The organism is Cognatishimia sp. F0-27 (genome assembly GCF_020667845.1).
In the GTDB taxonomy this organism is placed as follows: domain Bacteria; phylum Pseudomonadota; class Alphaproteobacteria; order Rhodobacterales; family Rhodobacteraceae; genus JAFMPQ01.
Map to the genome: position 1 here is coordinate 51273 of NZ_JAFMPQ010000020.1, position 25098 is coordinate 76370.

Sequence of the window (25098 nt, forward strand, 5' to 3'; positions counted from 1 at the left end):
GATCAGGCCGCGAATTGCAAGCCCTATCCCGCATCGAATCGTCGGGTTTGGCGTGTCAGCTGATTGAATACCGGTGCTTGGCCCCCTTGGAAGACCGCGGCAACCGTTCGGGCGAAACCCGCTGCCCCATCGCACCGGCCTTCACAAGACGGCGGGCAACAGGGCCAAGGAGGCCAGGCCCGCCGTGCATCCCATGCTCAAGCCCGCGCCTCAGCGGTTGCCGGACCGGGTAAACGCGCCGGCATCGTCGTCAATGTCGAAATCGCCGGCAGCATTGGCCGAGAGGTCGTTGTTTTCATACACTCCGCGGCCGCCCTCATAGACGCGGAATGCATGCCAGACATTGCTCACGAAGCGGTTGTTGCGCACCGTCGGGTTGCCATCGGTTTTGACTTCCAGCCCGTAATAGGCGTTGCCTTCGATCACGTTGTCTTCGAACACCCCGAGCCCGCCTTCATAGATAAAGACGCCGGACTGCTTGCCGTTTCGGATGGTATTGCCGACCACCATCGGGTTGGACCCGCCCTTGACCGCCACACCGGCAAAGCCGCTTGTTTCGATCACGTTGCTCTCGATCCTTCCCTTGCCACCGTCATACACATAGACGCCGCTTTCCTTGCCGGCACGCATGGTGTTGTTGCGCACCACCGGATCGCCGCCGCTTGTGATCGACACCGCCGAAAGCGCATTGGCGTTGAAAGTGTTGTTTTCCACAAGGCCAAGCCCGTTGTCCTGAACATAGACGCCCGACGCTTTGCCATGATGGATGTCATTGCCGATGACGACCGGGTCCGACCGGCCCGAGATTTCCACCGCGGCAAGCGTGTTGCGGGTGATCTCGTTATTCTCGATCCGCCCTCGCCCCTCGGTGTGGACATAGACGCCGCTCGACTGGCCGTCGCGGATCAGGTTGTTGCGCACCACCGGGTCGGAGCCGGACTTGATCTCGATCCCGGCAAAGGTGTTCTCGTAGACCTCGTTGTTCTCGATCAGCGCGTCCGCCCCGTCATAGATGAACACACCGCCCTGTGCCGCATGGTGGATCCGATTGCGCCGCAGGATCGGGTTGCTGTCCTGCCGGATTCCCACCGCCGCGAGCCCCGTGGACGTCACGTCCGTGTCCTCCATGGTCGCAGTGCCGCTGTCAAAAAAGATCCCGAAATAGGAGCCGCCGTCCTGCACGACGGAGAGGTTCGAAATGCGCCCTGAATTGGCTGTCCAGTGGATCACGTGATCCTCTGCCACGCGCAGGACGATGTCGGATGCGTTGCCCACGCCAACCAGTTCCATCGGCTTGGAAATATCGAGCCCTTCCACGTAGGTGCCGGGGAAAATACGGATCTGGCTGCCCGCCGGAGACTGTGTCACCGCATCGGTGATGGAGCGGTAATCCCCACCACCATCGGTACGCACCGAAAAGACCGGGCCGTCATGCTCGGGCAGATCGGGCTTGGCATCGGTGATTACGGGTGGGCGATCGGGCACGGTGCATTCGCGCTTGATCAGCGCCTCGGCCATACCGGAAAAGGTGTGATTGCCGCATTCGGCCACGTAAGCCTCATACCCGCCGCAACCAAGCGCCTTGGCTTCCGTCCAAAGCGCATCGCAGGCGGAAACCTGCTGCGGCGCGCGCGGAGCCCCGACCGACGAGTTGCCGCCGCCAGCCGCCGCCTTCAAGACCTTGGACTGCGCCAGAATGCGGGTCATCGGGATCGCCATGTTGAACCCCGAGATGCTGTCCCCGGCATGGTGCAGGCCGATCACCCGTTTGTCCGAAATCCGGATCACCGGCGATCCGGAATTGCCGCCAAGCGTGTCGCAGGTATGCACAAGCTTGCCCTCGTCGGAGATCGACGGGCTCGCCGCGGCACATCCTTCCCGGCTGATATGCTGCGACTGGCCCTGTGGATGACCGATGATCCAGAGAAACTCCGCGTCCTCAGGATCGGCGGCCGCCAGTTCCAGAAAGCCGTATTTGCCAGACGGATTCCCGAAAACGCGCAAGACGGTGTAATCGAGCTCGCGGTTGGTCTCCACGATCTGTGGCGAGATGGTGTAGCGGTCCACACCGGCCGATCGACCCGGCTTGATGTAGCCGGCCACAAACTGCGCCGCCTGAATGCCGCTGTCCTTGCCGGACGGGTCGCCATCCATGCCGGGAATGCAGTGGTGGTTTGTGATGATATGGCTCTCATCGACGATGAACGCGGTGCAGAACCCGGTCTTGCCATTGTCAAAGAGCATGTCCAGCCGCCCGATGGGCCGGCCCAGTCGAACGGCAGGGCTGTTCTCGCCATATTGCACGATCGGTTCGTTCTGGTAATCGCCGATTGCCTGTTCAAACGTCAGACCGTTTGTCGATTGTCTCGGTTGCACGACAATCTTGCCGAAATCCGCCGGATCGAACTCTGCCGGGGCTTGCGCGGCGACCGATGTTGCCAGCGTCGCACCGATGAGTGCCGCGCATGTAGACGTCAGAATGTTACGCATGGTGTCTGTCCCCCGAAACAATGATTTTCGGTTAGGATAGACCCGTGGGCCGCTTTCCGCCAAGTAAAGGATTCCCGACCGCGCCGGATCCGGGACGCCCCGCAGGTGGCTTGAGGAAAGCCCGCAGCGGTCCCGGGCAGCCCGGTGGCGGCGCTACACAGAAGAACCCGTCTCGAAACCGTCCGCGCACGGGCGCATTTCACAAGCAGCCGGTGGGACGAGGCCGATTGCATCGCAAACAGCCTCTTGGTCTAGAATCAGTTGATCAGGGTCGGCTTTTGCATGTGCGTTGCCTGTTTCGGCATCACGCCAAACCGCCGCGCGACCTCTGTATAGGCATCGGAGAGCGATCCGAGGTCTTGCCGGAACACGTCCTTGTCGAGCTTTTGTCCGCTCTCGAGGTCCCACAGACGGCAGCTGTCGGGGCTGATCTCATCCGCCACGATCAGGCGCTGAAAATCACCCTCGTAGACGCGTCCGACCTCGATCTTGAAATCCACCAGACGGATGCCGACGCCATACATCAGGCCAGACATGTAGTCATTGACCCGCAAGGCCAGCGCCACGATGTCATCCATGTCGTGCTGGCTGGCCCATCCGAAGGCGGCGATATGCTCTTCCGAGACCAGCGGGTCGCCAAGCTTGTCGTCCTTGAGGCAATACTCGACGATCGGACGCGGCAGCGCCGTGCCTTCGGCGATCCCGAGGCGTTTGGACAAAGACCCGGCCGCGACATTGCGCACGATGATCTCAAGCGGCACGATTTCACAGGCGCGCACAAGTTGCTCGCGCATGTTCAGCCGCTTGATGAAGTGGTTCGGCACGCCGATAGTGTTCAAACCGGTCATGAAATACTCGGACAGACGGTTGTTGAGCACGCCCTTGCCTTCAATGACGTCTCTCTTCTCCGCATTGAAGGCGGTGGCGTCATCCTTGAAATACTGCACGAGGGTCCCGGGCTCGGGGCCTTCATACAGGATCTTTGCCTTGCCTTCGTAGATCTTCTTGCGACGGGCCATGTAAGGTTGTCTCCTTTGCGCGCGGTCGTCCCGCACATTTGCGGTCACACAACACGCCAACTGGCCGCGGGCTACGCAGCCTTTCTCGCGTGCCTCTTACTTGAAGGGGGGTGCCGTCGCAAGCGCCACGACGTTAAGGGTCGCTTCAAATCGCCTCAACGGCTGTCTGCCCTTGCAGTGCGCGCCCGCGCGCGTCATATCCAAGATAGACCACGAGTGATCCAAGGGGACAGCGCAATGAGCACGTTCGACGACCGCGAAAACGCCTTCGAAAACAAATTTGCCCATGATGAAGAAATGAAGTTCAAGGCGCAGGCGCGCTGCAACAAACTTCTGGGCTTGTGGGCGGCGGAAAAGCTCGGAAAGAGCGGGGATGACGCCGACGCCTACGCGCGTGAGGTGATCAAGGCCGATTTCGAGGAAGCCGGCCATGAAGACGTCGTGCGCAAGGTCGCGGCCGATCTCGGAGACCAGTCGAACCCGGATGAAATCCGCGCCAAAATGGCGGAACTCCTTGTGGAAGCCAAACATCAGGTGATGAACGAGGCCTGAGCCTCATCGCGACAGACGGACCGCAACAGGGGGCGCTGAGCGCGCCGTCTGCACCAATGTCCTTTTACGACACGTAGCGCCGGCTGCGCCTTGCCGTGGCCAGTGCCCATGGCGCGGAAAGCCAAAAGCCACACGAAACCCCGTCAAGCGGTGCCTGCTGCGCGGCCTGCGCCGTCTTCCCTGTCGGGCCGCGCCGTCTTGGCAAAACCGACCGCACGCCGCGACGCGGAGGGGGTCACGCGTCACCAACCGCAGGAAGGGCCCGGCCCCATGTCCGACACGATCAGAGCCTGCCTTTGGATGATCGGGGCCATCGTTTCCTTTACCGCGATGGCAATCGCCGGGCGCGCCGTCAGCGTCGATCTCGATACATTCGAAATCATGCTATACCGGTCACTGATCGGCGTAGTGATCGTTCTGACACTATCGAGCCTGTTCAAGACGCGCAGCCAGATCACGACCCGTTCCATGGGCGTGCATGGCATCCGCAATGTCTTTCACTTTGCCGGACAAAACCTGTGGTTCTACTCGATCACCGTGATTCCGCTGGCTCAGGTTTTCGCGTTGGAATTCACCTCGCCGCTCTGGGTGATGCTGATGTCGCCCTTCATTCTTGGAGAACGTCTGACAAAGACACGGGCGCTTGCGGCACTTGGGGGATTTATCGGCATCCTTATCGTTGCCCGGCCGACTGCCTCTACCCTAGAGTTCGGGATGCTGACCGCCCTGCTTGCCGCCATCGGATTTGCGGGGTCTGCGGTCTTTACCCGCAAGCTCACGCGGACCGAAACGATCACCTGTATCCTGTTCTGGCTTACGGTCATGCAGGCCGTTTTCGGGCTGATTTGCGCCGGGCTTGATGGCGATATCGCGTTGCCGGCAGCAGAATCCTGGCCCTGGGTTGGCCTGATCGCCTGTGCGGGGTTGGTTGCGCATTTCTGCCTGACCACGGCGCTGTCGCTGGCGCCGGCGCCGGTCGTCATGCCGATCGATTTCGCACGTCTTCCGGTCATCGCGCTTGTGGGCGTCTTGCTCTATGCGGAACCGCTCGACCCGCTGGTCCTGCTGGGGGCGCTGATCATTTTCGGCGCGAACTACGCCAACATCCTGTATGAAACCCGCGCCACTCGGGCGGCCTGAAGGACGAGTGTTACCGCAATGTTACGTTGCGGCGCGACACGGCAAACTGACGCTCCGTCAAAATTGACCGTTTTCTGTGCACGTTCATAACAGATCCCGAGGAGTTGGGCGTTTTATGCGCGCCCGGAAAACCCAAGGGATGAGGGACATCACATGAAAGCGACTTTTGCAGGGGCAGCCGCTCTGGCGCTGACGGCGACCACGGCCATGGCTGGGGGCATCGAGCGCGGCGTCAACAATTACGGGCTCCTGTTCGAACCCGGCGACAAGATCGAGTTCGGCGCGACCTTTGTCCGACCCAACGTTGTCGGGAAATACGAAGCGGCACTGGGCGGCGGCGACACCGGCAACATGGCCAACAGCTACACGGTGCTGTCGGCGACCTACAAAAACCAGCTTTCCGAAAAGCTGGATTTCGGAATCTTTCTGAATCAACCCTATGGGGCTGGCGCCGAATATACCCGAGGCGTCTACAGCGGTCTGACAGCGCAGTGGGAGAGTGACGAGATCGCCGCGATCCTGAAATACAACCTTACCGACCGGATCTCTGTCTTTGGTGGCGCGCGCTACGTGAAATCGGAATCGAATATCAAGATCCCCGAATTGCTGATCCGTAGCTCCGTGGGCAACCATGCGCAAAGGCTCGGCGCAGAAGCGCAAGATCTTGGCGCTCAGGCCGCCGCTGCGGCACAAAACGGCGATCTTGCTGCCGCGGCCGAACTGGGTGCGCGCGCTCAGGCGCTCGGTGCGGAGGCACAAAGGCTTGGCGCCGCCGTCAATCCCGCCAGCAATCCTTTCGGTGATCCCGGGCTCAACTTCTCCGCTGAAAGCGGCTCCCAAGGCGATTGGGGCTACGTTGTCGGCGCGGCTTACTCGATCCCCGATATCGCGCTGCGCGTCGCCCTCACCTATCAGAGCGCGATCACCCATAACTTCGATGCCGACGAAAACCTCGGCACGCTGGGCATCAACGACACGGGCGAGCTCGAGATCGAAATGCCGCAATCGCTTGCGCTTGATTTCCAGACCGGTGTTGCCCCCGGCACGCTTGTGTTCGGCAGCGTGAAATGGACGGAATGGTCCGCATGGGAAGTGCGCACGCCGGCTTACGAATCCGTGACCGGCAACCGGATCACCGGCATCGACGATGACGTAGTGACGTGGAAGCTCGGTGTTGGACGTCAGTTCAACGAAAAGCTCTCCGGTTTTGCCCAGGTCACCTATGAAGCGCCCAACGGGCGCGAGGCTTCCCGGCTCAACCCGGTCGATGGCAACCTTGCCTTTGGTCTTGGCGGCCAGTGGACGGACGGCAACAGCAAGCTGCGCGCGGGTGTGCAATATGTGAGCCTTGGTGAGGCCGAGGACAGCACCGGGACGAAGTTCGAAGGCAACTCCGCCATCGGAGTCGGGGTCAACTTCACGATGAACTTCTGAACAGATCAACTTTTGATTGATCGGGAATGTGGCCGGTCCGCATTCCGTTTTCCGGAAAACACGGCAAACCCGGGCCGAAATGGCTCGGGTTTTCATTTGCCTTTTGCACGGAAGACGTGTGTTGGGCATACTCACCGCATGCAAGACATCGCGATTCTCATTCCCGCTGCCGGGTCGAGCCGCCGTATGCGCGGCGCCGACAAACTGATGGAACCGGTCGAGGGCGAGCCCTTGCTGCGCCGACAAGCCAAGGCCGCGCTCGCAGTCGGTGCGCATGTCAGCGTCACTCTGCCCGACCCGGAGCATCCGCGCATGGAGGCGTTGCGCGGCCTGTCGGTGATGCCCGTCTTTGTGCCCGACGCCGACGAAGGCATGGCGGCGTCTTTGCGGCGCGGCGTGCGGCTTCTTCCGGATGGCATCCGGGCGGTGATGATCCTGCCCGCGGATATGCCCGACCTGGGACAGGCCGAACTGCAAATCATGCTCGACGCTTTCCGAAACGCATCGCGCCCAATGTTGGTGCAGGGATGTGCGGACGACGGGACACCCGGCCATCCGGTTCTGTTTCCCGCCGATTGTTTCCCGGCCTTGGAACGGGTCATTGGAGACACCGGCGCCAGGTCTGTTTTGAAAAGCAATATCAACCGCTTGGCTTACGTTCCTCTTCCTGGGCGCGCGGCATTGACCGATCTGGATACCCCGGAAGCTTGGCAAGACTGGCGCGCAGGGGCGCTGACGTGACGCCGCCGCCATAAAACTTCAAAAACATACCGTAATATACTGGTAAAAAACCGAAATTCAGCCTAACCAATCCCAAGGTGCGCGTCAGGCCGCCTTCCGGCCATGTCGCAAATGGACAAGGATTTGGACTTTTTTCCCGCGCGGTTTCAGGCAGCTTGATCAGCAAACCTGATCACGTGAGGACAACAATCATGAAAATCGGCTTTATCGGCTTGGGCAATGTTGGCGCCAAGCTCGCGGGGAGCCTTGTGCGCAACGGCAACGCGGTTGTCGTGCACGATCTCGACAAATCCGCTGCCACGCCCTTGCTCGAAGCAGGCGCCCAGTGGGGCGACAGCGGGCGCGCCGTGGCCGAAGCATGCGATGTCATCATGACGTGCCTGCCTTCCCCCGCGGCGTCCGCTCGCGTTCTGGAAGGTCCCGGCGGCGTGTTGGAGGGGCTGTCGGAAGGGAAGTTCTGGCTCGAGATCTCGACGACCGATGCAGAGGACTTCAAGCGCCTCGCCGGTCTCGTTGCCGACAAGGGGGCGATTGCGCTCGACACGCCCGTCTCCGGCGGATGCCACCGGGCTGCCACCGGAAATATCGCCATATTCGCCGGCGGTCCGCGCGATGCGTTCGAAACGGTGCTGCCCCTGTTGACCACGATCGGGCGCAAGGTGGTCCATACCGGTCCGCTCGGGTCGGCCTCCGTGCTCAAGGTCATCACCAATTACCTTGCCGGCGTTCAGCTTCTGTCCACCGGAGAGGCGCTCATGGTTGCCAGAAAAGCCGGGATCGATCTGGCGGTCGCCTATAACGCGATCCGCGTCAGTTCGGGCAATTCCTTTGTGCACGAGACCGAAGGACAGGTGATCCTGAACGGCAGCTACGACGTCGAGTTCACCATGGATCTTGAATACAAGGATCTCAGTCTTTTCGACAATCTGGGCACATCGCTCGGCGTGCCTCTGGAACTGTCGCCGGTCTGTGTGGACATCATCCGGGACGGGCTCGACCGCTACGGTCCACGCGCCTTGTCGACCTCGATCGTCCGACGGCTCGAAGAGGCCTGCGACGCGGACCTGCGCGCACCGGGATTTCCGGCGACGCTGGTGGATTCCGAACCCGAGGAAGCCGGAGCCGAAGTGGTGGTCCACAACCGGCGCGGTTACCTGTGACCGCGTTCGCCGAGGTCACCGCGCATCCTGCATGGCGATCAAAAACCGCGCCATGGAGGAATTCCCCCACTGGCGCGGGCTGCCATCGCGTCGCATGATCAGGCTGCCGGAGCGGCATCGCGCCCCGACACGAAGGCTTGGCTCGCTTCGGCCCCGACGCGTGGAAAAACAGGAGACCGACGACCCCAAACAGAGTCCATTGCGCCGGCGGCGGCCTCTAGGGCTGCGTTGCCCGGCATGGCCATGCAAACACGAAATGGCGGTGCAGGTGCATCACCTTTTCTTCGTGCAGTTCCTTGATCCAATGACTTGATTCAACGGCTCGATTACTCGCACTGTGATTTACAAACTGCCCCCCGCGCGGTGTGGGCGGCATCAACCAGACCAAGCTTTTCAAGGAGAGCAGGATGCTTCCCGACCTTCCAGACACCATCAACTTCGACGATTTTACCGCGTGGACATCGCTTTTATCTTCGGCGTCTGCCTTCCTTGGAAACGCAGAGTTCAACGCCTTTTTGACAGCTGATCCGACGGTGACCACGGTTGCTGATTATCTGGCTTTGCTCGATCTGGCGGAGACCTCGCTGCAAAACACTGATTTCAGCTTCTATGCCAACATCCTGCCACAGCTCGAAACCCAGATCCGCGCAGCGCTTGCAAGCGCCCCGCTCCCGGACGGGGCCACGATCGACACCATCGTGGATCAGGCGCTCGGTTTCATCGGCGAGTTGGCGGCAGGCAATGCGCAATTCCTCACACTGAATTTCGATGCAATCCGCGCCGCCCTCGAAAACGTTCCGGCAACCACCATCCTCTCTCAGGCTTTCGACACAGAGACCGTGCCACCGACGGTCATCGAATTGCTTCTCCCTGCCCTGCCCGACCTGTTCACCTTTGGGTGGGTTACGGGTGACCCACATCTGCAAACGCTCGACGGTGTCGGGTATGACTTTCAGGCCGCCGGTGAATTTGTTCTGCTGCAATCGGCCGGCGACGGCGATTTCATGCTGCAGGCCCGCATGGTCGAAGCCGGCACCAATGTCAGCGCCAACGAGGCCATCGCCACCAATGTGGACGGGCTGGCTGTCATGGTCGACGCGGCGGATGCCAACCCGCTTTACATCGATGGCGTGAACACCCCACTTGACGACGGTGCGTCCGTCGCGGTCGGTAATGGCGCCGTGTTCCGCGATGGCGACACCTATGCAATCGTCTATCCGGGCGATGATGACATGGTCTCGGATGGCGACAGCCAGGTGCTGGTGCGCGCGATCAATGGCCGCGTCGACCTGGATGTGCGCCTCAATGCGGCGCTGCTCGGTACGCTCGAAGGCCTGCTGGGCGACGGGGACGGTGATCCGGCCAACGACATTGCACGTGCCGATGGCACGGTTCTGGCGATGCCGCTGACCTTCGAAGAGCTGTATGGCGGATACCGCGATGACTGGCGCGTGGACAGCCTTGCGGAGAGCCTGTTCACCTATGACACCGGCGAATCTCTGGAAGGGTTCTATGATGCCTCCTTCCCCGCGGCGCTCGTCTCGCTCGATACCCTCGATCCGGCCGCACGCGCCACGGCAGAGACCGCTGCTCAGAATGCCGGGCTGACACCCGGAACCGATGCCTATGAGCGCGCTGTGCTCGACTTCGCGCTGACAGGCGACACAAGCTTCATCGACTCCGCGTTGCTGACACCGCTTGGCCTGCGCGGCACGATCTTCTCGGACGATCTCGACGGTGGCGCGGGATCTGACGTTGTTGATGCCCGCGGCGGCTTCGACACGGTGGATGGCAATGGTGGCGACGACGTGATCAGCGGCGCCGGTGGCAATGACGTGCTGAACGGCAATGATGGCAACGACCAGATCAATGGCGGCTTTGGCTTCGACACCATGGATGGCGGCGCGGGCAACGACACGCTCGACGGCTCGAACGGGTTCGACATGCTGTTGGGCGGCGATGGCGACGACATGCTGGAGGGCGATTTCGGCAACGACATGCTCGATGGCGGCGCGGGCAATGATACCGCCTTTGGCGGTCTTGGAGCCGATACGCTCATGGGCGGTGATGGCGATGACTTCCTGCAGGCGCGTGACGGGTTCGATTCGCTCGAAGGCGGCGCGGGCAACGATACCATGGAAGGCAACAACGGCAGCGACGTCCTCGATGGTGGCGCAGGCGATGATGTCATGGCCGGCGGCTTCGGCTTCGATACCATGACCGGTGGCGACGGCAACGATACGATGCTCGGCTCCGACGGGTTCGACTCCGTCAGCGGCGGCGCGGGTGACGATAGCCTGCAAGGCAATTCCGGCAATGACACGCTTGATGGTGGTCTCGGCAATGACACGATGCAGGGCGGCCTTGGCGCCGATACCTTCATCTACACCGCTGGCGCTGACCTGATCATCGGAATCGCGCCCGTCGACAGTCTGCAGATCGATGCTGACCTGCTGACAGAGGCGACCCCTGTTGCCGACGACTTGCAGAACTACGCAAGCATCGACGGTTCCGGTCGGCTCGTGCTTGATTTCGGGGGCGGCAACACGCTGACCTTTGCCAATGTCGGTGCGCTCGACGCGATTGTCGACGACATCTCCTTCATCTGAGCCGACGCAGATTCGACGACCAGAACCCTCTCCGGCAAGGCTGGAGGGGGTTCTTTTTTGCCGATTTAGCTGGCGATTGCGCCTCGTTTGTCAGACAAGCGATCACATGCTTGAACTGCCCGCAGCAAACGCGGAATCGGCACATCTGCACCCCGCGGCCAAGCCACCTTGTCGGGCGTCGAACAGCCTCAAAGGGATCATCGCAGTCACAAGCCGGACAGGATCCTGATCCGGAGCGTCGACCATCTGTGTGATTCAACGATCACCGAAGGCGCGCACCACGCGTTCCTCTTGGTACCCAAGGCCGGACTCGAACCGGCACGCCCGCAAAGGCGGGGGATTTTGAATCCCCTGCGTCTACCATTCCGCCACTTGGGCCGCCGAAGAGGCCAGCGCGGCCTTGCGAGGCTCCGACCGATCGGGCGAAGCGCGCCGCGCTGGGTCTGTTGTTAGGCAAGCCAGACGGGCATTGCAAGGGCCGATGCGCCGGTTTCTCACGCCCCCTTCTCACCGAAACCGCAAGCCCGCTTGGTGACCGGTCTCGATCAGCGCCCAGATGCATCACCGCGCAAGCCGATGGCACAAAAACCCGGTTTCCCAGCTCCCGCGAAGGGTATCAGGGATTGCGCCGCAGCGCGGAGCATGGTCTGAACCGGCCGGGAGCGAATGCCGAGGATGCCGCATGATCAGACGCCTTTACGACTGGACCATGAGCCAAGCTCAATCGCCCTATGCGCTCTGGGTGCTCGCCGGCGTGGCCTTCGTGGAAAGCTCGGTATTCCCGATTCCGCCCGATGTGCTGATGATTCCCATGATCCTCGCTGCGCCGCATCGCGCATTCCTCATCGCCTTCATCGCGACCCTGGCCTCCGTGGCCGGAGGGATGCTGGGCTATGCCATCGGGGCGTTCTTCTTCGATACGGTCGGCCAGCCAATCCTCGAAGCGCTCGGCAAGGAAGACGCCATGGCCGAGTTCAACACCCGCTTCAACGGCGTTGGCTTCTGGGCCGTGCTGATCGCGGGGATCACGCCCTTTCCCTATAAGGTCATCACCATCATGTCGGGCTGGACGGCAATGCCGCTGGCCACCTTTGTGGTGACCTCCATCATCGCGCGCGCCCTGCGCTTTTTCATCGTGGCAGCCCTGTTGCGCCACTTCGGCGCACCAATTCGTGATTTCATCGAACGTCGACTGGGGCTTGTCTTCACGGCCTTTGTCGTGCTCCTCATCGGAGGATTTCTGGTGGTTCGGTATCTATGACACGACGCGCACTCATTCTTCTCGCATCTGCCGGCTCCGCCGCCCTGATCCTTGCAGCGTTGGGTTTCCAGTATCTGGGCGAGATGCCACCCTGCAAGCTGTGCTACTGGCAGCGCTACGGGCATTTTGTGGCCATCGCCGCGGCAATCGGTGTTGCGATCCCGATGACCGGCCTCGTGCTGGTCGGGTTTGCCGGCGCGCTGTCATCGGCGGTGATCGGCGGGTATCACACGGGGGTGGAGCGCGGCTGGTGGGAAGGCCCGACAAGCTGTTCGTCACAATCCATCGACGGGCTGTCGGCTGCGGAACTGCTGGAGCAGATCATGAACGCGCCGTTGGTCCGCTGCGACGAGGTGCCTTGGGCCATGGCCGGACTGAGCATGGCAAGCTGGAACGCCATTGCCTCCGCCGGGCTCGCCCTGATCTGGCTTCTCGCGCTGCGCGCCCGCAGCTGATTGCTTGACCGCCTGACCGGGGAGGCCAAATGGCGCTGGCCGTCCGCTAACGGGATGCCTTCTTCACCGACAGAAGAAGCGACGTCTCGGATGTGGCAATCCCGTCAAAGCGCCGGATTCGCGACAATACCGAGTCCAGGTCCTCCAGCGACGACGCGCCGAGTTCCGCAATCAGATCCCAACGCCCGTTCGTCGAATGCAGCGCACGCACCTCGCTCAATCCGTTGAGCTGTCGCGCGATCCGATCCGTTCCCCGCCCCTCGATCCCGATCATCATCAGGGCGCGCACCGGGTCCCGCGCCACATCGGAGCGCGTCACCACGCTGAACCCCACGATTTCGCCGCGCGCCACAAGCCGCTCGATCCGGCTGCGCACCGTCGCGCGCGCAATACCGAGCCGATGCGCAAGATCGGAGTGGGAGGCCCGGGCATCATGGCGCAACGCCGCAATCAGCCGCCGGTCTGTATCGTCCAAAATGTCAGAGTAGCTATCCAATTTGCGCAGTCTTTTCTCTTATCGGTCAATTTGATGGGTTCTGTATAACACGTTTTGGCGCGAAATCATCCCATGACCAGACAGAGATCAAGGACTCTCCGCATGACAAAGACCATCCTCCTTGTGGGCGCACCCGTGGATTGCGGAAAGGCCCGCGCCGGCTGCCTGATGGGGCCGGATGCCTATCGCTCCGCGCGCCTCGAAGGCGCGTTGCGCGACCTCGGCCATCACGTGCGTGACCGTGGCAACGTGGTTCCGGATCAGACAGCGGCCATCGACCGCGACGGGCTTCATGCCCTGCCCGACACGCTCGGCTGGACCGCTTCACTGTCCCGCGCGGCCGAAACGGCGATGCAGGAGGGTCTTCCGGTGTTCCTTGGTGGCGATCACGCGCTGTCGCTTGGCACGGTGCATGGAGTCGCCGCGCACGCCGCACAGACGGGACGGCCGCAATTCGTGCTTTGGCTCGATGCGCATGCGGATTTCCACACGCTGGAGACGACCACCTCCGGGAACCTGCACGGCACCCCGCTTGCCTATGTCACGGGGCGCAAGGGGTTTGACGGCTTCCCACCGGTGCCGCACCCGGTTCCACAGGACAATGTCTGTATCATTGGCCTGCGCTCGGTCGATGCCGCGGAACGGGCCGCGCTGGAAGGGTCCGCAATTCACCACCACGACATGCGGGCGATCGACGAATACGGCATCAAGGCGCTGCTCGCGCCTTTCCTCGACCGCGTCGTTTCGGTGGGCGGCGCGCTGCATGTCTCGCTCGACGTGGATTTCCTCGATCCCGCTGTTGCGCCGGCCGTTGGCACCACCGTGCCGGGCGGCGCCACGATCCGCGAGGCGCATCTGGCAATGGAGATGATCCACGACAGCGGCGTGATGACATCCATGGATCTGGTCGAACTCAACCCGATGCTCGACGAACGCGGGCGCACCGCTCAGACCATGGTTGACCTGTGCGCTTCGGCCCTTGGCCGGAAGGTCTTTGACCGCCCCACCCCGCGCCTTCTCTGATCCGATTTCAGCCCCGAGGTTTCCTCCATGACGACCCCGCTTCTCCCCTCCGACAAGGCGCTTGTCCCCTTCGTGTCCGTCGATCTGATGATGCAGCTGATCCACAGGGTCGGCCTCGCTTCCGCGCTCAAGGGCATTGCGGACACCATCGAGGAGGACTTTGCCCGATGGGAGGATTTCGACAAGACACCGCGTGTCGCAGCCCATTCACCGGTTGGCGTGATCGAACTCATGCCCACGGCGAACCGCACGCATTACGCCTTCAAATATGTCAACGGGCACCCCAAGAACACTGGCGAAGGGCTGCAAACGGTCACGGCCTTTGGCCTGCTGGCGGACATGGACACCGGCTATCCGGTTCTGCTGTCGGAAATGACGATCCTGACCGCCCTGCGCACCGCGGCCATGTCCGCCGTTGCTGCACGCCACCTTGCGCCGAAAGGGGCGCATTGTATGGCCATGATCGGAAACGGCGCACAGGCGGAGTTTCAAAGCCTTGCGATGCAGAACCTGCTCGGGATCACCCATGTGCGTCTCTATGACACCGATCGCGCAGCAACCGAGAAATGTGCGGCCAATCTCGCGGCCTCGGGCCTTCACATCACGCAATGCGCGTCGCCGGAGGACGCCGTGCAAGGCGCGCAGATCATCACCACCTGCACCGCCGACAAACGCAACGCGCGCGTTCTGACCGACAACATGGTCGGCGCCGGGGTGCATCTCAACGCCATCGGCGGCGACTGCCCCGGCAAAACGGAGCTGGCCGAGGCGATCCTGCACCGCTCGGAGATCTTCGTCGAATACCCGCCGCAAACCCGGATCGAAGGCGAAATCCAGCAACTCGCGCCCGACCACCCGGTCACGGAGCTTTGGCAGGTCATCACCGGTGCGCAGCCCGGCAGACGTGACGCGCGGCAAATCACCTTGTTTGACAGTGTGGGCTTTGCAATCGAGGATTTCTCGGCGTTGCGCTGGGTGCGGGAAGCCGCCAAGCGCACCGGGCTTTACATGCCGCTCGACCTTCTGGCCGATCCGGACGATCCGCGTGACCTGTTTGGCATGGTGATGCGGGCGCAGGGCTGACCCCTGCCCCCTCTGGAGGCGTTGGGCGTTGCCGGATGACCCGCGCTGCGCTGAAATCGACCGGTCGGCTGGCACGCAGACGTGACAGGCATGCCGTGACCTGTCAGACCTTGGCGGGCAACAGCCAGAGTGCCGTCAATGACGAACCGACTTGCGATCATCCTCGGTCTTTTGATCCTCGGCGCCCTCGCGCTGGATTATGCCCTGTTCGAAATGCGCAACACGATGTTCCTCGCGCGCAAGTTTTTCGTCTTGCTCGATTGGCTCGCTTTCTGGCGCTAGCAACCCGGGATTTCTCCTTGTCTGTCTGGAGTTTCGAAACAATTCTGGCACTCCTTGGTTGGTCCGACGGGTGACAGTGTCCACCGGCGGCACACCAACGGGTGCTTGACAGCGCCGTCGTGGCGTGTTCAACGCCTCGTGACACACCCGTTAGCGATAACATCGGTCCTGAGCGGCCGTGCGCAATAGCAGGAGAACGATATGACCGTGAAGGTAGCCATCAACGGATTTGGACGCATCGGACGCAATGTGCTCCGCGCGATCATCGAGTCAGGCCGCACCGACATCGACGTGGTGGCAATCAATGACCTCGGCCCGGTCGAGACAAACGCCCATCTGCTTCAATTCGACAGCGTGCATGGCCGCTTCCCCGCGACCGTCACAACCACCGACAGCACCATCGACGTGGGCCGTGGCCCGATCCAGGTCACCGCGGAGCGCAACCCCGCAGACCTGCCTTGGTCGGATGTGGATGTGGTTCTCGAATGTACGGGGATCTTCACCTCCAAGGAAGCCTGCCAGGCGCATCTCGAGAATGGCGCCAAGCGGGTTTTGATCTCCGCCCCGGGCAAGGATGCCGACAAGACCATCGTTTACGGGGTGAACGACAAGACGTTGACCAGTGACGACCTCGTTGTGTCGAACGCATCCTGCACGACCAATTGCCTTGCACCCGTGGCCAAGGTGCTCAATGACACCATCGGGATCACTCGCGGCCTGATGACGACCGTGCACAGCTATACCGGCGATCAGCCGACGCTCGATACAATGCACAAGGATCTCTACCGCGCGCGCGCCGCCGCAATGTCCATGATCCCGACGTCCACCGGCGCCGCCAAGGCGGTGGGACTCGTGCTGCCGGAACTGGCCGGCAAGCTCGACGGCGTTGCGATCCGCGTGCCGACACCAAACGTGTCCGTGGTCGACCTCACCTTTGAAGCGGCGCGGGACACGTCAATCGACGAAATCAACGATGCAATTCGTGCCGCCGCCAATGAAGGCCCGCTCAAGGGCATTCTCGGATATACCGACCGCAAGCTGGTCAGCGTGGATTTCAACCACGACCCGCACTCGTCGATCTTTGCGACGGATCAGACAAAGGTCATGGATGGCACCATGGTCCGGATCCTGACGTGGTATGACAACGAATGGGGCTTCTCCAACCGGATGTCGGACACCGCCGTGGCGATGGGTAAACTGATCTGATCCCGACCGCCCCCGAGGCCCAGAATGCACCGCCCGGTCCTCGTGACCGGGCGTTTTGCGTTGGACCTCGCGATGGACTCATCCCCGCCCCCTCGGCTTGAGTTCGCGCCTATCGGCGCAGCGACGTGCCCACGGGCACCGCGCGCCTGGCATCGATTGCGGCGCGGCCCTCGCGGAAACCGCGCTCGGCATGCACCACAAGCGGGTTCCCCGAACCTGTGCCGGGCGCGTCGTCCTTCTTCAGCGCGGTCATGGCCGGAGCCAGCACCGCCGATTCCACTTCTACCGGGCGCAACGCGGCGAGCAGAGCGGCGCGGTCGCTTTCCTGCGCAGCACTTGCGGAGAGGCGGGCCTGCGCCTCGCTAAAGGTTTGCGGCGTTGGCTCGCTACCAGCGCGCTGCACGGTCTGTGTCGGCGCGGTGTCTACGCCAGCGCGGGGATCCCTCGAAGGGTGCCGCGCCACCCCATGGATCGTCCCACCATTTGCAATATCCATCGTTTCGGTCTCCTGTTCTGGAACGGTGGCAAGCACATTAACCTTAATGGATTACCAAAGCCTTTCGCCGCGTCGCAGCGCTGCGAGAGCGCCGATTGCATCCCGGTCCGATCACCGAAAAGTGTAGCCAGCCAACGGCAGACACGAAGAATTTTGATCAAATTCAAGCCGTTGGAGCCATGCACGCCACGCAAGACCGAACTGTGTTTTCGGGGATTGCGCTGCACCGCAGCAAGCATATGTTTCCGCTAACACGGCCACCCGAAGCCCATGGACGGGCTTCAAATCAAAGGAGCTTTATCGTGTTGAACACCGTATCGACGCTACAGCAGCGCCTTTCTCAGCGCCTGCATTATCACAGGACGGTCCGCGCGTTACGCGCCATGCCGCTCGAGGTCGCACTGGATCTCGATATTGACCCAAGCGATGCCGAACGCATCGCCAGACAGGCGGTTTACCGTCGCTGAGCGACACACCGCTTCCTTCCCCCATTCGCAGACTGACTGCACAAGGAGACCGATATGTCTTTCCAAACCATTCGCAAAACCTTCGCCCAACGCACCGCATATCGCAGCACACTCGAAGAGCTGCGTTCCCTGCCCATGAGCACCCGTATTGACCTCGACATCGCGGGCAGAGAAGAACAGGTGGCGCGTCGCGCTGTCTACGGCTAAGCGAGCCCCGCGCCAAGCGGCGTGACATGCACCGCATCAAAAACCCAATCACAGGCGCTTTGTTTGGCGCCTGTGACATGCCTCCTCGGCACTAGCGCTTTGCGAAACGGTCGATCAATGCGTCGCGAACCGGCGGCGTGACAAATTTCGACACATCTCCGTTGAGGCGCGCGATTTCCTTGACCAGCTTCGACGCAATCGCCTGATGCCGTGCCTCGGCCATGAGGAATACGGTCTCGACCGTATCGTCGAGAGCCCGGTTCATGCCGACCATCTGAAATTCATACTCGAAATCGGCGACAGCGCGCAAACCGCGCACGATGATGCTGGCTCCGACCTCCTTGGCGAAGTCGATCAGAAGTCTTTCGAACGGTTGCACCACGATTTCCGTGCCGGTCTGCTCTGACAGGGACACCGCTTCGGCTTCGATCATGGCCACACGCTCTTCGAGCGAAAACAACGGCCCCTTGTCCCGGTTGATCGCCACGCCGATGACGAGGCGGTCAACGAGAAGCGCAGCACGACGGATGATGTCGATATGGCCGTGTGTGATCGGGTCAAAAGTGCCGGGATAAAGGCCAACGCGCATGAGGTTCATCCGTCTCGTGTCTATGCTTTCGTCCGTACGCAGCATCCGCACGGCGCGCGCACGCAACGATATTGCGTGCAGGATTGCAACCGCTTTTCCTCTGTTGCGGCGCCTTTATACATCACCCCAAGATGATCACGTTGCGGGAGGGCTTACCATTGATTGGCGATCATGCCTTCCAGCGCGTCCTTTTCTGCCGCGACCTCGTTCAACCGCGCCTTGACCACATCACCCAAGGTGATCAACCCGACCAGCTCGCCGTCTTCGACAACCGGCATGTGGCGAAACCGCCCCTCGGTCATTTTCTCAAGCGCGGTCTTGGCGCGGTCCGCGCGGGTGCAGGTCACCAGATCGGACGTCATGTATTTGTCCACAGTCTCCGTAAGGCAAGCTCCGCCGTTGCGCGCCAACTCCCGCACGATGTCACGCTCAGACAAGATGCCTTCGGGCTTCTTGCCATCCGAGGAAACGATCACGGTTCCGATCCGCTTCTCTGCAAGGATCTTGGCCGCCTCGGAAACCGACACCGTCGGCGCGACGGTAACGACCCCTGTGGTTTCCTTGCTGTTGAGGATGCGCTGCACTGTCATCGAAGTCCCTCCACTGTAACGAGAACGTGACAACACCAGCGTCACCGTCCCTTGCGCGACTGTCAAGCCTCACGCGCAACCACCTGCGCTTCAAGCCGCGTCAGTTCGGCGCGCATCTCGGACACAAGCGCGTCCCCGAACCGCGAAATCCGGTCCCTCCGACGGGATGCCCCCTGACGCAACAGGTAGAAACTCCGGCGCAGGCTCACGGTTTCGGGCAGGACGCGCTGCAACCCGTCCACGGAGGCAAGCGCAAAATCATGCACCACCCCCAATCCGGCACCCTGCCGCAACCACTGCATCTGGACCGGCACGGAGTTCGAGCCGAAATGCACGGTGTTGAGCCCCAGATCCGTCAGGTAATCCAGCTCGCGATCAAAGATCATGTCCGGGATATAGCCGACGATCCGGTGTTTGCGCAGATCCTCAAGGCTGCGTATCGGGGCATGCGCCGCAAGATAGTCCCGTGCCGCCGCGAGATGCAGCCGGTATTCGGCGATCTCCGTCACTTCCAGTTGCCCTGATGCGGGGGGCGAAACCGCCACCGCAAGATCCGCTTCGCGTCGCGACAGGTTCACGACCCGCGGCAAGGCCACGATCTGCAGTTCGAGATCGGGGTTGTCTCGGGACAGCGCGGCACAGACCTGTGGCAACAGGAAATTGGCACAGCCATCGGGCGCGCCGATGCGGATCTGTCCCGACAGTCCCTCGCCCGCGCTCCGGAGCGCCAGTGCCGCCTGGTTCATCGCCTCTTCGGCGGTTTCCGCATGTTTGACGAGTCGCACGCCGGCTTCGGTGAGCGTGTAGCCTTGCGGGCTTTTGACAAAGAGCGTGGTTTCAACGCCGCGCTCAAGCCGCGCGATCCGCCGCCCGACGGTTGCCGGATCCATGCGCAATCTGCGCCCCGCGGCCGACAGGCCCTCGCTGCGCGCCACCGCAAGAAACACCCGCATGTCGTCCCATCCGTCGCGCATCGCAACGCTCCCCGGATACAGATCAATCCGTTCGATCTTTGCAAAAACGCAAAATTTCTTTGCTCCATTTTCTCTTTTTAATGCGTTTGCGCAAGACTAGACTGCGCGCGATTGCCAAGCGGGAGGAACCGAGATGCAAGAACTGACTCACTGGATCAACGGCGAACACGTCAAGGGCACGTCTGGGCGCTTTGCCGACATCTATAACCCGGCCACTGGCGAAATTCAGGCTCGGGTGCCGCTCGCAACGCCTGATGAGATGGCCGCCGCCGTCGCCAAGGCTGCCGAGGCACAGGTCGGCTGGGCCAACACCAACCCGCAGCGCCGCGCACGGGTGATGATGAAATTCGGCGCGCTGATCAACGACCATATGGACGAGCTGGCCGAACTGGTGAGCCGCGAGCACGGCAAGACCCTGCCCGATGGCAAGGGCGACGTGCAGCGCGGGCTCGAAGTGGTCGAGGTCTGCATGGGCGCTCCGTCGCTGCTCAAGGGCGAGTTCACCGACGATGGCGGGCCGGGCATCGACCTCTATTCCATGCGCCAGCCGCTTGGCGTTGTGGCCGGTATCACGCCGTTCAACTTCCCTGCAATGATCCCGCTGTGGAAGATGGCACCGGCACTCTCCTGCGGCAACGCGATGATCCTCAAGCCCTCCGAGCGCGTGCCCTCCACCGCGCTGCGCCTTGCCGAACTGCTCAAGGAAGCGGGGCTTCCCGATGGCGTGCTGCAGGTCGTCAACGGCGACAAGGAAGCCGTGGACTCGATCCTCGACAATGACACGATCCAGGCGGTGGGCTTTGTCGGCTCGACCCCGATTGCGCAGTATATTTATGGGCGAGCCGCCAGCAACGGCAAGCGCGCGCAGTGCTTTGGCGGCGCCAAGAACCACATGATCATCATGCCCGACGCGGATCTCGACAAGGCCGCCGACGCGCTTGTTGGTGCGGGTTTCGGGGCTGCGGGCGAGCGGTGCATGGCGATCTCCGTGGCTGTGCCCGTCGGGGCAGAGACCGCCGACGCGCTGGTCGAGCGCCTCGTGCCACGCATCGAGAAGCTCAAGGTTGGCCCCTACACCTCTGAAAACGAGGTCGATTACGGCCCGGTCATCACCGCTGCCGCCAAGCAGCGTATCGAAGGGCTTATCGACAGCGGTGTCCAGCAGGGCGCCAAGCTTGTTGTCGACGGCCGCGGCTTCTCGCTTCAGGGCTATGAAGACGGCTTCTTTGTCGGCCCGTCCTTCTTCGACAATGTCACGCCCGACATGGACATCTACAAGGAGGAAATCTTTGGTCCGGTCCTGAGCCAGGTCCGTGCGGAGACCTACGAGGACGCGCTCAAGCTGACCATGGACAACCCCTATGGCAATGGCACGGCGATCTTCACCGCCGATGGCGACACCGCCCGCGACTTTGCCCACCGGGTGAATGTCGGCATGGTCGGCATCAATTTCCCGATCCCCGTTCCGCTGAGCTACCACACCTTTGGCGGCTGGAAGAAGTCGGCCTTTGGCGACCTCAATCAGTACGGGCCGGACGCTTTCCGTTTCTACACACGCACCAAGACCGTCACATCGCGCTGGTTCTCCGGCATCAAGGAAGGCGGAGAATTCAACTTCAAGGCAATGGACTGACCCTAGGGCAGGCTGGCCCTGCGACATGCAGGGTCAGCCGTTTCACCGCCGCGCAAGCTGACGCCGTGAGGCAACCGAACCACAAGATTATCACGGTTTTTTCAGTGCTTGCCTCCCAGGCTATGGGCTTGATGACAGATTTTTGCTAGGATCCACTGCAACCGTAACGAGCAGAGATCCAGACTTGAGCGTTTCTTATCGCATTAACAGCGACATGCAACTCGTGATTGTAGAGGTGACAGGGCGGTTCACACTGCATCAGGGCGTAGCAGCCACCGAACGGTTCGCAAATGACGCACGCGCCGATTACAGCTACGACTTTCTCGTCGATTGCGGTGCCAATCCCCATTTCGATCTCGATTTCGCACGCATGCTCACCATGATTTCGCGATTTGCCCCCTTCCACCGCAAGCGGAGCGCCAACAGCTTGTCGGTGTGCTATGCGCCGGGGGATGTCGCCTTTGGCATGGCGCGGATGTATCACACGCTGGTGGCCGACAAGGTCACATACAGGATGGCCCTTGCGCGCACACGGCTTGAGACGGCGCAATTGCTCGACCGACCGGTGGAGCAGCTCTTTCGGGTCTGGCCGGAAGCGGGCTGACCGACGGTCTCGCCGAATCGTGGCCCGGCCGCCTCTGATACCGCTCATATCGGCGTAGAAGACCCCGAAGGGATACCGGGCTTGGCGCTGCTTTCTGCACAAGGCTCTCCAGACGATCCGCTGCAATTGTGCCGCCGGGGCTTGCGGCCATACCGCGATTGACGCTCAATGGGCATCCGAGCGCGACCCACGGAGACCCCGCCATGCAAAAAGACAGCCAGGAACCCCCCTTTAGCATTGGCATCGAGGAGGAATACCTCCTCGTGGACAAGGACAGCGGTGCATTGGTCGACGCGCCCGAAGACCTGATGACCGAGTGCGCCGACATGCTCAAAGGTCAGGTCAGTCCCGAGTTTCTCGCCTGCCAGATCGAAATCGGCACCAAGCCTCATAACACCGTGGCCAGCGCGCGCGAGGACCTCAAGCGGCTGCGCGCGACCGTTGCGTCCTGTTCTGCAAAATACGGCCTGTCGCCCATCGCCGCCTCCTGCCACCCGTTTTCCGACTGGAAGAACCAGCCGCACACGGACAAGGAGCGCTACAACGCCCTGAGCCGGGCCCTCGGCGGCGTGGCCCGGCGCATGCTGATCTGCGGGATGCATGTTCACGTGGGCCTGAACGATGACAATCTGCGCACCGATCTGATGCGTCAGATGAGCTATTTTCTCCCGCACTTGCTGGCGCTTTCAACCTCATCCCCCTTCTGGCAGGGGCAGGACACAAAACTCGCAAGCTACCGGATCTCGATCTTTGACAACCTGCCCCGCACCGGGCTGCCGCCGCAGGTCACAAATTGGGAAGACTACCAACGTTCGGTTCAGATCCTTGTCGATGTCGGTGTCATCGAGGACAGTTCGAAAATCTGGTGGGACATCCGGCCTTCGCACAGCTTTCCGACGCTGGAAGCCCGCATCATGGATGTGCAACCGCGCATGGAAGATGCGCTGACCCTGGCCGCGATCACGCAATGCCTCATGCGCATGCTCTGGCGGCTGCGGCGCAACAACCAGCGCTGGCGCATCTACGACCCCTTCCTGATCGGGGAAAACCGGTGGCGTGCACAGCGCTATGGCGTCGATGAAGGGCTGATCGATTTCGGACGCGGAGAGATCGTCTCCATGCCCGACCTGATCGACGAGCTTGTGACATTGCTCGAAGAAGATGCCGGCGTTCTGCAATGCGGGGCGGAGCTCGAAGCGGCAAAGCGCATCGCACGCACCGGCACCTCCGCCACCCGGCAGCGCGCCGCGGCGGCTGCGGCGGAACAGCAAGGCGCCGATCACGATGGCCAGATGCGCGCGGTCGTGCACCACCTGATCGAAGAGTTCCACGAGGGGCTCTAGCGTGCGAACCCGCCCCGCACCGCTGTGCCGCCTTCACGCAGCGCCGCACGCGGTATCCTGATCACGCGCGCCCAACGGGCCGATCCGGAGCGCGCGCACGCGCCCATCGCCCCGAAAAGCGCTCGTGCGGCTCCGTCAGGGAAAGCAGGGGGCCAGCATCAACCCTGCGGTTTCCGTCTCGCCCAGCATCAGGTTGGCGTTCTGAATGGCCTGGCCCGAACTGCCCTTGGTGAGGTTGTCGAGCGCCGCAACCACGATGCTGCGCCCGGCAATCCGGTCCGCGACAACGCCGATATGACAGAAGTTCGAGCCGCGCACGTGATGGGTCGAGGGCGTTTCCCCCATCGGCAACACGGTCACGAACGGCTCCTGCGCATAGCAATCCGCCAAAGCGTCATGGATCGCCCCTGCGTCTCCATCCACGTACGCCGTCGCCAGAATACCGCGGTTGAACGGCCCGAGATGCGGTGTGAACTGGATCGTGACCGGCCGTCCTGCAATCTCCGAAAATTCCTGGTCGAATTCCCCGAGATGACGATGGGTGCCGCCGACCGCGTAGGCATTTGTGCCTTCGGACAACTCCGCATGCAGCAGGGTCTCCTTGAGTGCCCGCCCGGCGCCACTGACCCCGCATTGCAGATCCAGCACGATGCGATCCAGATCGATCACCCCGGCAGCAATCAGCGGGCGCAGGATATATTGCCCCGTGGCCGCATTGCATCCGGTGCCGGCCACAAGCCGGGCTTCGGCAATCGCAGAACGATAGAACTCGGTCAAGCCGTATACCGCCTCCGCCTGCTGCTCTGGCGCGGTATGCGGATTGCCATACCACCGCACGTAGTCTTCCGGGTCACGCAGCCGGAAATCCGCCGAGAGATCGACGATCTTCAACGTTGACGGAAGCCGCGCAATCACGTCCTGGCTGGTCTTGTGCGGCAGCGCGCAGAAACACAGGTCGATCGCATCGAAATCGATCTCTTCCCATGTGACGAGGTCCGGCAGATCAAGGTGGCGCAGATGGGGAAACACCTGCGCAATCGATTGGCCGGCCTTCGAGTTGGCGGCCAGCGCCTTGATCTCGAAAGACGGGTGCGTGGCAATCAGCCGGATCAGTTCGGCACCGGTGTAACCGGACGCACCGATGATGGCGATGGAATGGGTCATGAGGATACCTCGGGGAAACATGTTGGAAAGACAGAAGCGGAGGCCCGCGCGCGATGCGGGGCCGGTTATCGTCGTGGCGT

25 protein-coding genes and 1 tRNA gene are annotated in these 25098 nt (G+C 62.0%); 17 read left to right on the forward strand and 9 right to left on the reverse strand.

What is annotated here, in order from left to right; translation table 11 throughout:
* Window positions 1-210: 210 nt before the first annotated feature.
* Together J1C49_RS12065 and purC are read right to left on the reverse strand one after the other, a co-directional pair.
* Entirely contained in the window at window positions 211-2490 is a 2280-nt protein-coding gene (locus J1C49_RS12065) for a right-handed parallel beta-helix repeat-containing protein (RefSeq protein ID WP_227446076.1), read from the reverse strand.
* A 257-nt stretch (window positions 2491-2747) separates the two neighbouring features.
* Window positions 2748-3509: a phosphoribosylaminoimidazolesuccinocarboxamide synthase gene (gene purC / locus J1C49_RS12070; protein ID WP_227446077.1), complete on the reverse strand. Its 762-nt coding sequence runs from the start codon at window positions 3507-3509 to the stop codon at window positions 2748-2750.
* Window positions 3510-3746: 237 nt separating this feature from the next.
* On the opposite strand from purC, the gene J1C49_RS12075 reads away from it, so the two are divergent.
* The 6 genes from J1C49_RS12075 to J1C49_RS12100 all read left to right on the forward strand — a co-directional run bounded on the left by J1C49_RS12075 (window position 3747) and on the right by J1C49_RS12100 (window position 11145).
* A complete protein-coding gene (locus J1C49_RS12075; protein WP_227446078.1) occupies window positions 3747-4061 on the forward strand; it encodes a DUF1476 domain-containing protein in 315 nt (104 codons plus the stop codon).
* Window positions 4062-4331: 270 nt separating this feature from the next.
* Window positions 4332-5201, forward strand: a complete 870-nt coding sequence (locus tag J1C49_RS12080; RefSeq protein ID WP_227446079.1) for a DMT family transporter — start codon at window positions 4332-4334, stop codon at window positions 5199-5201.
* Window positions 5202-5354: 153 nt separating this feature from the next.
* Window positions 5355-6635 carry an OmpP1/FadL family transporter gene (locus tag J1C49_RS12085; protein WP_227446080.1) on the forward strand — a complete coding sequence of 427 codons (1281 nt, stop codon included), beginning with the start codon at window positions 5355-5357 and terminating at the stop codon, window positions 6633-6635.
* Between the two features lie 138 nt (window positions 6636-6773).
* Window positions 6774-7376: an NTP transferase domain-containing protein gene (locus tag J1C49_RS12090; RefSeq protein ID WP_227446081.1), complete on the forward strand. Its 603-nt coding sequence runs from the start codon at window positions 6774-6776 to the stop codon at window positions 7374-7376.
* 191 nt (window positions 7377-7567) lie between these two features.
* The gene (locus J1C49_RS12095; protein WP_227446082.1) at window positions 7568-8536 is read left to right on the forward strand and encodes an NAD(P)-dependent oxidoreductase; all 969 of its coding nucleotides are present in this window, start codon (window positions 7568-7570) and stop codon (window positions 8534-8536) included.
* A 407-nt stretch (window positions 8537-8943) separates the two neighbouring features.
* A complete protein-coding gene (locus tag J1C49_RS12100) occupies window positions 8944-11145 on the forward strand; it encodes a VWD domain-containing protein (protein ID WP_227446083.1) in 2202 nt (733 codons plus the stop codon).
* A gap of 292 nt (window positions 11146-11437) precedes the next feature.
* Here J1C49_RS12100 and J1C49_RS12105 read toward each other — a convergent pair.
* A tRNA-Leu gene (locus J1C49_RS12105) sits at window positions 11438-11523 on the reverse strand.
* Window positions 11524-11827: 304 nt separating this feature from the next.
* On the opposite strand from J1C49_RS12105, the gene J1C49_RS12110 reads away from it, so the two are divergent.
* Window positions 11828-12406: a YqaA family protein gene (locus tag J1C49_RS12110; RefSeq protein WP_227446084.1), complete on the forward strand. Its 579-nt coding sequence runs from the start codon at window positions 11828-11830 to the stop codon at window positions 12404-12406.
* On the forward strand, window positions 12403-12861 hold the full coding sequence (locus tag J1C49_RS12115; RefSeq protein WP_227446085.1) for a disulfide bond formation protein B: 459 nt from the start codon (window positions 12403-12405) through the stop codon (window positions 12859-12861). Before J1C49_RS12110 ends, J1C49_RS12115 begins: the two co-directional genes overlap by 4 nt.
* Window positions 12862-12907: 46 nt before the next feature.
* Here the strand turns inward: J1C49_RS12115 and J1C49_RS12120 are convergent, their stop codons facing one another.
* Window positions 12908-13336, reverse strand: a complete 429-nt coding sequence (locus J1C49_RS12120; protein WP_227446121.1) for an Lrp/AsnC family transcriptional regulator — start codon at window positions 13334-13336, stop codon at window positions 12908-12910.
* A gap of 123 nt (window positions 13337-13459) precedes the next feature.
* Between J1C49_RS12120 and rocF the strand changes: the two genes are divergently transcribed.
* The 4 genes from rocF to gap all read left to right on the forward strand — a co-directional run bounded on the left by rocF (window position 13460) and on the right by gap (window position 16951).
* Window positions 13460-14380 (forward strand): arginase, encoded by a 921-nt coding sequence (gene rocF / locus J1C49_RS12125; RefSeq protein WP_227446086.1) that lies wholly within the window; start codon window positions 13460-13462, stop codon window positions 14378-14380.
* 27 nt (window positions 14381-14407) lie between these two features.
* Window positions 14408-15463 carry an ornithine cyclodeaminase gene (locus tag J1C49_RS12130; RefSeq protein ID WP_227446087.1) on the forward strand — a complete coding sequence of 352 codons (1056 nt, stop codon included), beginning with the start codon at window positions 14408-14410 and terminating at the stop codon, window positions 15461-15463.
* A 138-nt stretch (window positions 15464-15601) separates the two neighbouring features.
* A complete protein-coding gene (locus J1C49_RS12135) occupies window positions 15602-15745 on the forward strand; it encodes a hypothetical protein (RefSeq protein ID WP_227446088.1) in 144 nt (47 codons plus the stop codon).
* A 201-nt stretch (window positions 15746-15946) separates the two neighbouring features.
* Entirely contained in the window at window positions 15947-16951 is a 1005-nt protein-coding gene (gap, locus tag J1C49_RS12140) for a type I glyceraldehyde-3-phosphate dehydrogenase (protein ID WP_227446089.1), read from the forward strand.
* Window positions 16952-17060: 109 nt separating this feature from the next.
* On the opposite strand, the gene J1C49_RS12145 is transcribed toward gap, so the two are convergent.
* Window positions 17061-17447, reverse strand: a complete 387-nt coding sequence (locus J1C49_RS12145) for a hypothetical protein (protein WP_227446090.1) — start codon at window positions 17445-17447, stop codon at window positions 17061-17063.
* A gap of 302 nt (window positions 17448-17749) precedes the next feature.
* On the opposite strand from J1C49_RS12145, the gene J1C49_RS12150 reads away from it, so the two are divergent.
* Window positions 17750-17914, forward strand: a complete 165-nt coding sequence (locus tag J1C49_RS12150) for a hypothetical protein (RefSeq protein WP_227446091.1) — start codon at window positions 17750-17752, stop codon at window positions 17912-17914.
* Between the two features lie 54 nt (window positions 17915-17968).
* Window positions 17969-18121 (forward strand): glyceraldehyde-3-phosphate dehydrogenase, encoded by a 153-nt coding sequence (locus J1C49_RS12155; RefSeq protein WP_227446092.1) that lies wholly within the window; start codon window positions 17969-17971, stop codon window positions 18119-18121.
* Window positions 18122-18212: 91 nt separating this feature from the next.
* Here the strand turns inward: J1C49_RS12155 and coaD are convergent, their stop codons facing one another.
* The 3 genes from coaD to J1C49_RS12170 all read right to left on the reverse strand — a co-directional run bounded on the left by coaD (window position 18213) and on the right by J1C49_RS12170 (window position 20274).
* Complete coding sequence (gene coaD / locus J1C49_RS12160; RefSeq protein ID WP_227446093.1) at window positions 18213-18710, reverse strand: pantetheine-phosphate adenylyltransferase; 498 nt, start codon at window positions 18708-18710, stop codon at window positions 18213-18215.
* 152 nt (window positions 18711-18862) lie between these two features.
* Window positions 18863-19300, reverse strand: a complete 438-nt coding sequence (locus tag J1C49_RS12165) for a CBS domain-containing protein (protein WP_227446094.1) — start codon at window positions 19298-19300, stop codon at window positions 18863-18865.
* 62 nt (window positions 19301-19362) lie between these two features.
* Complete coding sequence (locus J1C49_RS12170; RefSeq protein ID WP_227446095.1) at window positions 19363-20274, reverse strand: LysR family transcriptional regulator; 912 nt, start codon at window positions 20272-20274, stop codon at window positions 19363-19365.
* A gap of 133 nt (window positions 20275-20407) precedes the next feature.
* On the opposite strand from J1C49_RS12170, the gene J1C49_RS12175 reads away from it, so the two are divergent.
* The 3 genes from J1C49_RS12175 to J1C49_RS12185 all read left to right on the forward strand — a co-directional run bounded on the left by J1C49_RS12175 (window position 20408) and on the right by J1C49_RS12185 (window position 23854).
* Window positions 20408-21907, forward strand: coding sequence for a CoA-acylating methylmalonate-semialdehyde dehydrogenase (locus tag J1C49_RS12175; protein WP_227446096.1), 1500 nt, complete (start codon window positions 20408-20410; stop codon window positions 21905-21907).
* A gap of 184 nt (window positions 21908-22091) precedes the next feature.
* Window positions 22092-22511: a hypothetical protein gene (locus J1C49_RS12180; protein WP_227446097.1), complete on the forward strand. Its 420-nt coding sequence runs from the start codon at window positions 22092-22094 to the stop codon at window positions 22509-22511.
* A 203-nt stretch (window positions 22512-22714) separates the two neighbouring features.
* The gene (locus J1C49_RS12185; RefSeq protein ID WP_227446098.1) at window positions 22715-23854 is read left to right on the forward strand and encodes a carboxylate-amine ligase; all 1140 of its coding nucleotides are present in this window, start codon (window positions 22715-22717) and stop codon (window positions 23852-23854) included.
* A gap of 135 nt (window positions 23855-23989) precedes the next feature.
* On the opposite strand, the gene argC is transcribed toward J1C49_RS12185, so the two are convergent.
* The gene (argC, locus tag J1C49_RS12190; protein ID WP_227446099.1) at window positions 23990-25018 is read right to left on the reverse strand and encodes an N-acetyl-gamma-glutamyl-phosphate reductase; all 1029 of its coding nucleotides are present in this window, start codon (window positions 25016-25018) and stop codon (window positions 23990-23992) included.
* Window positions 25019-25098 lie beyond the last annotated feature (80 nt).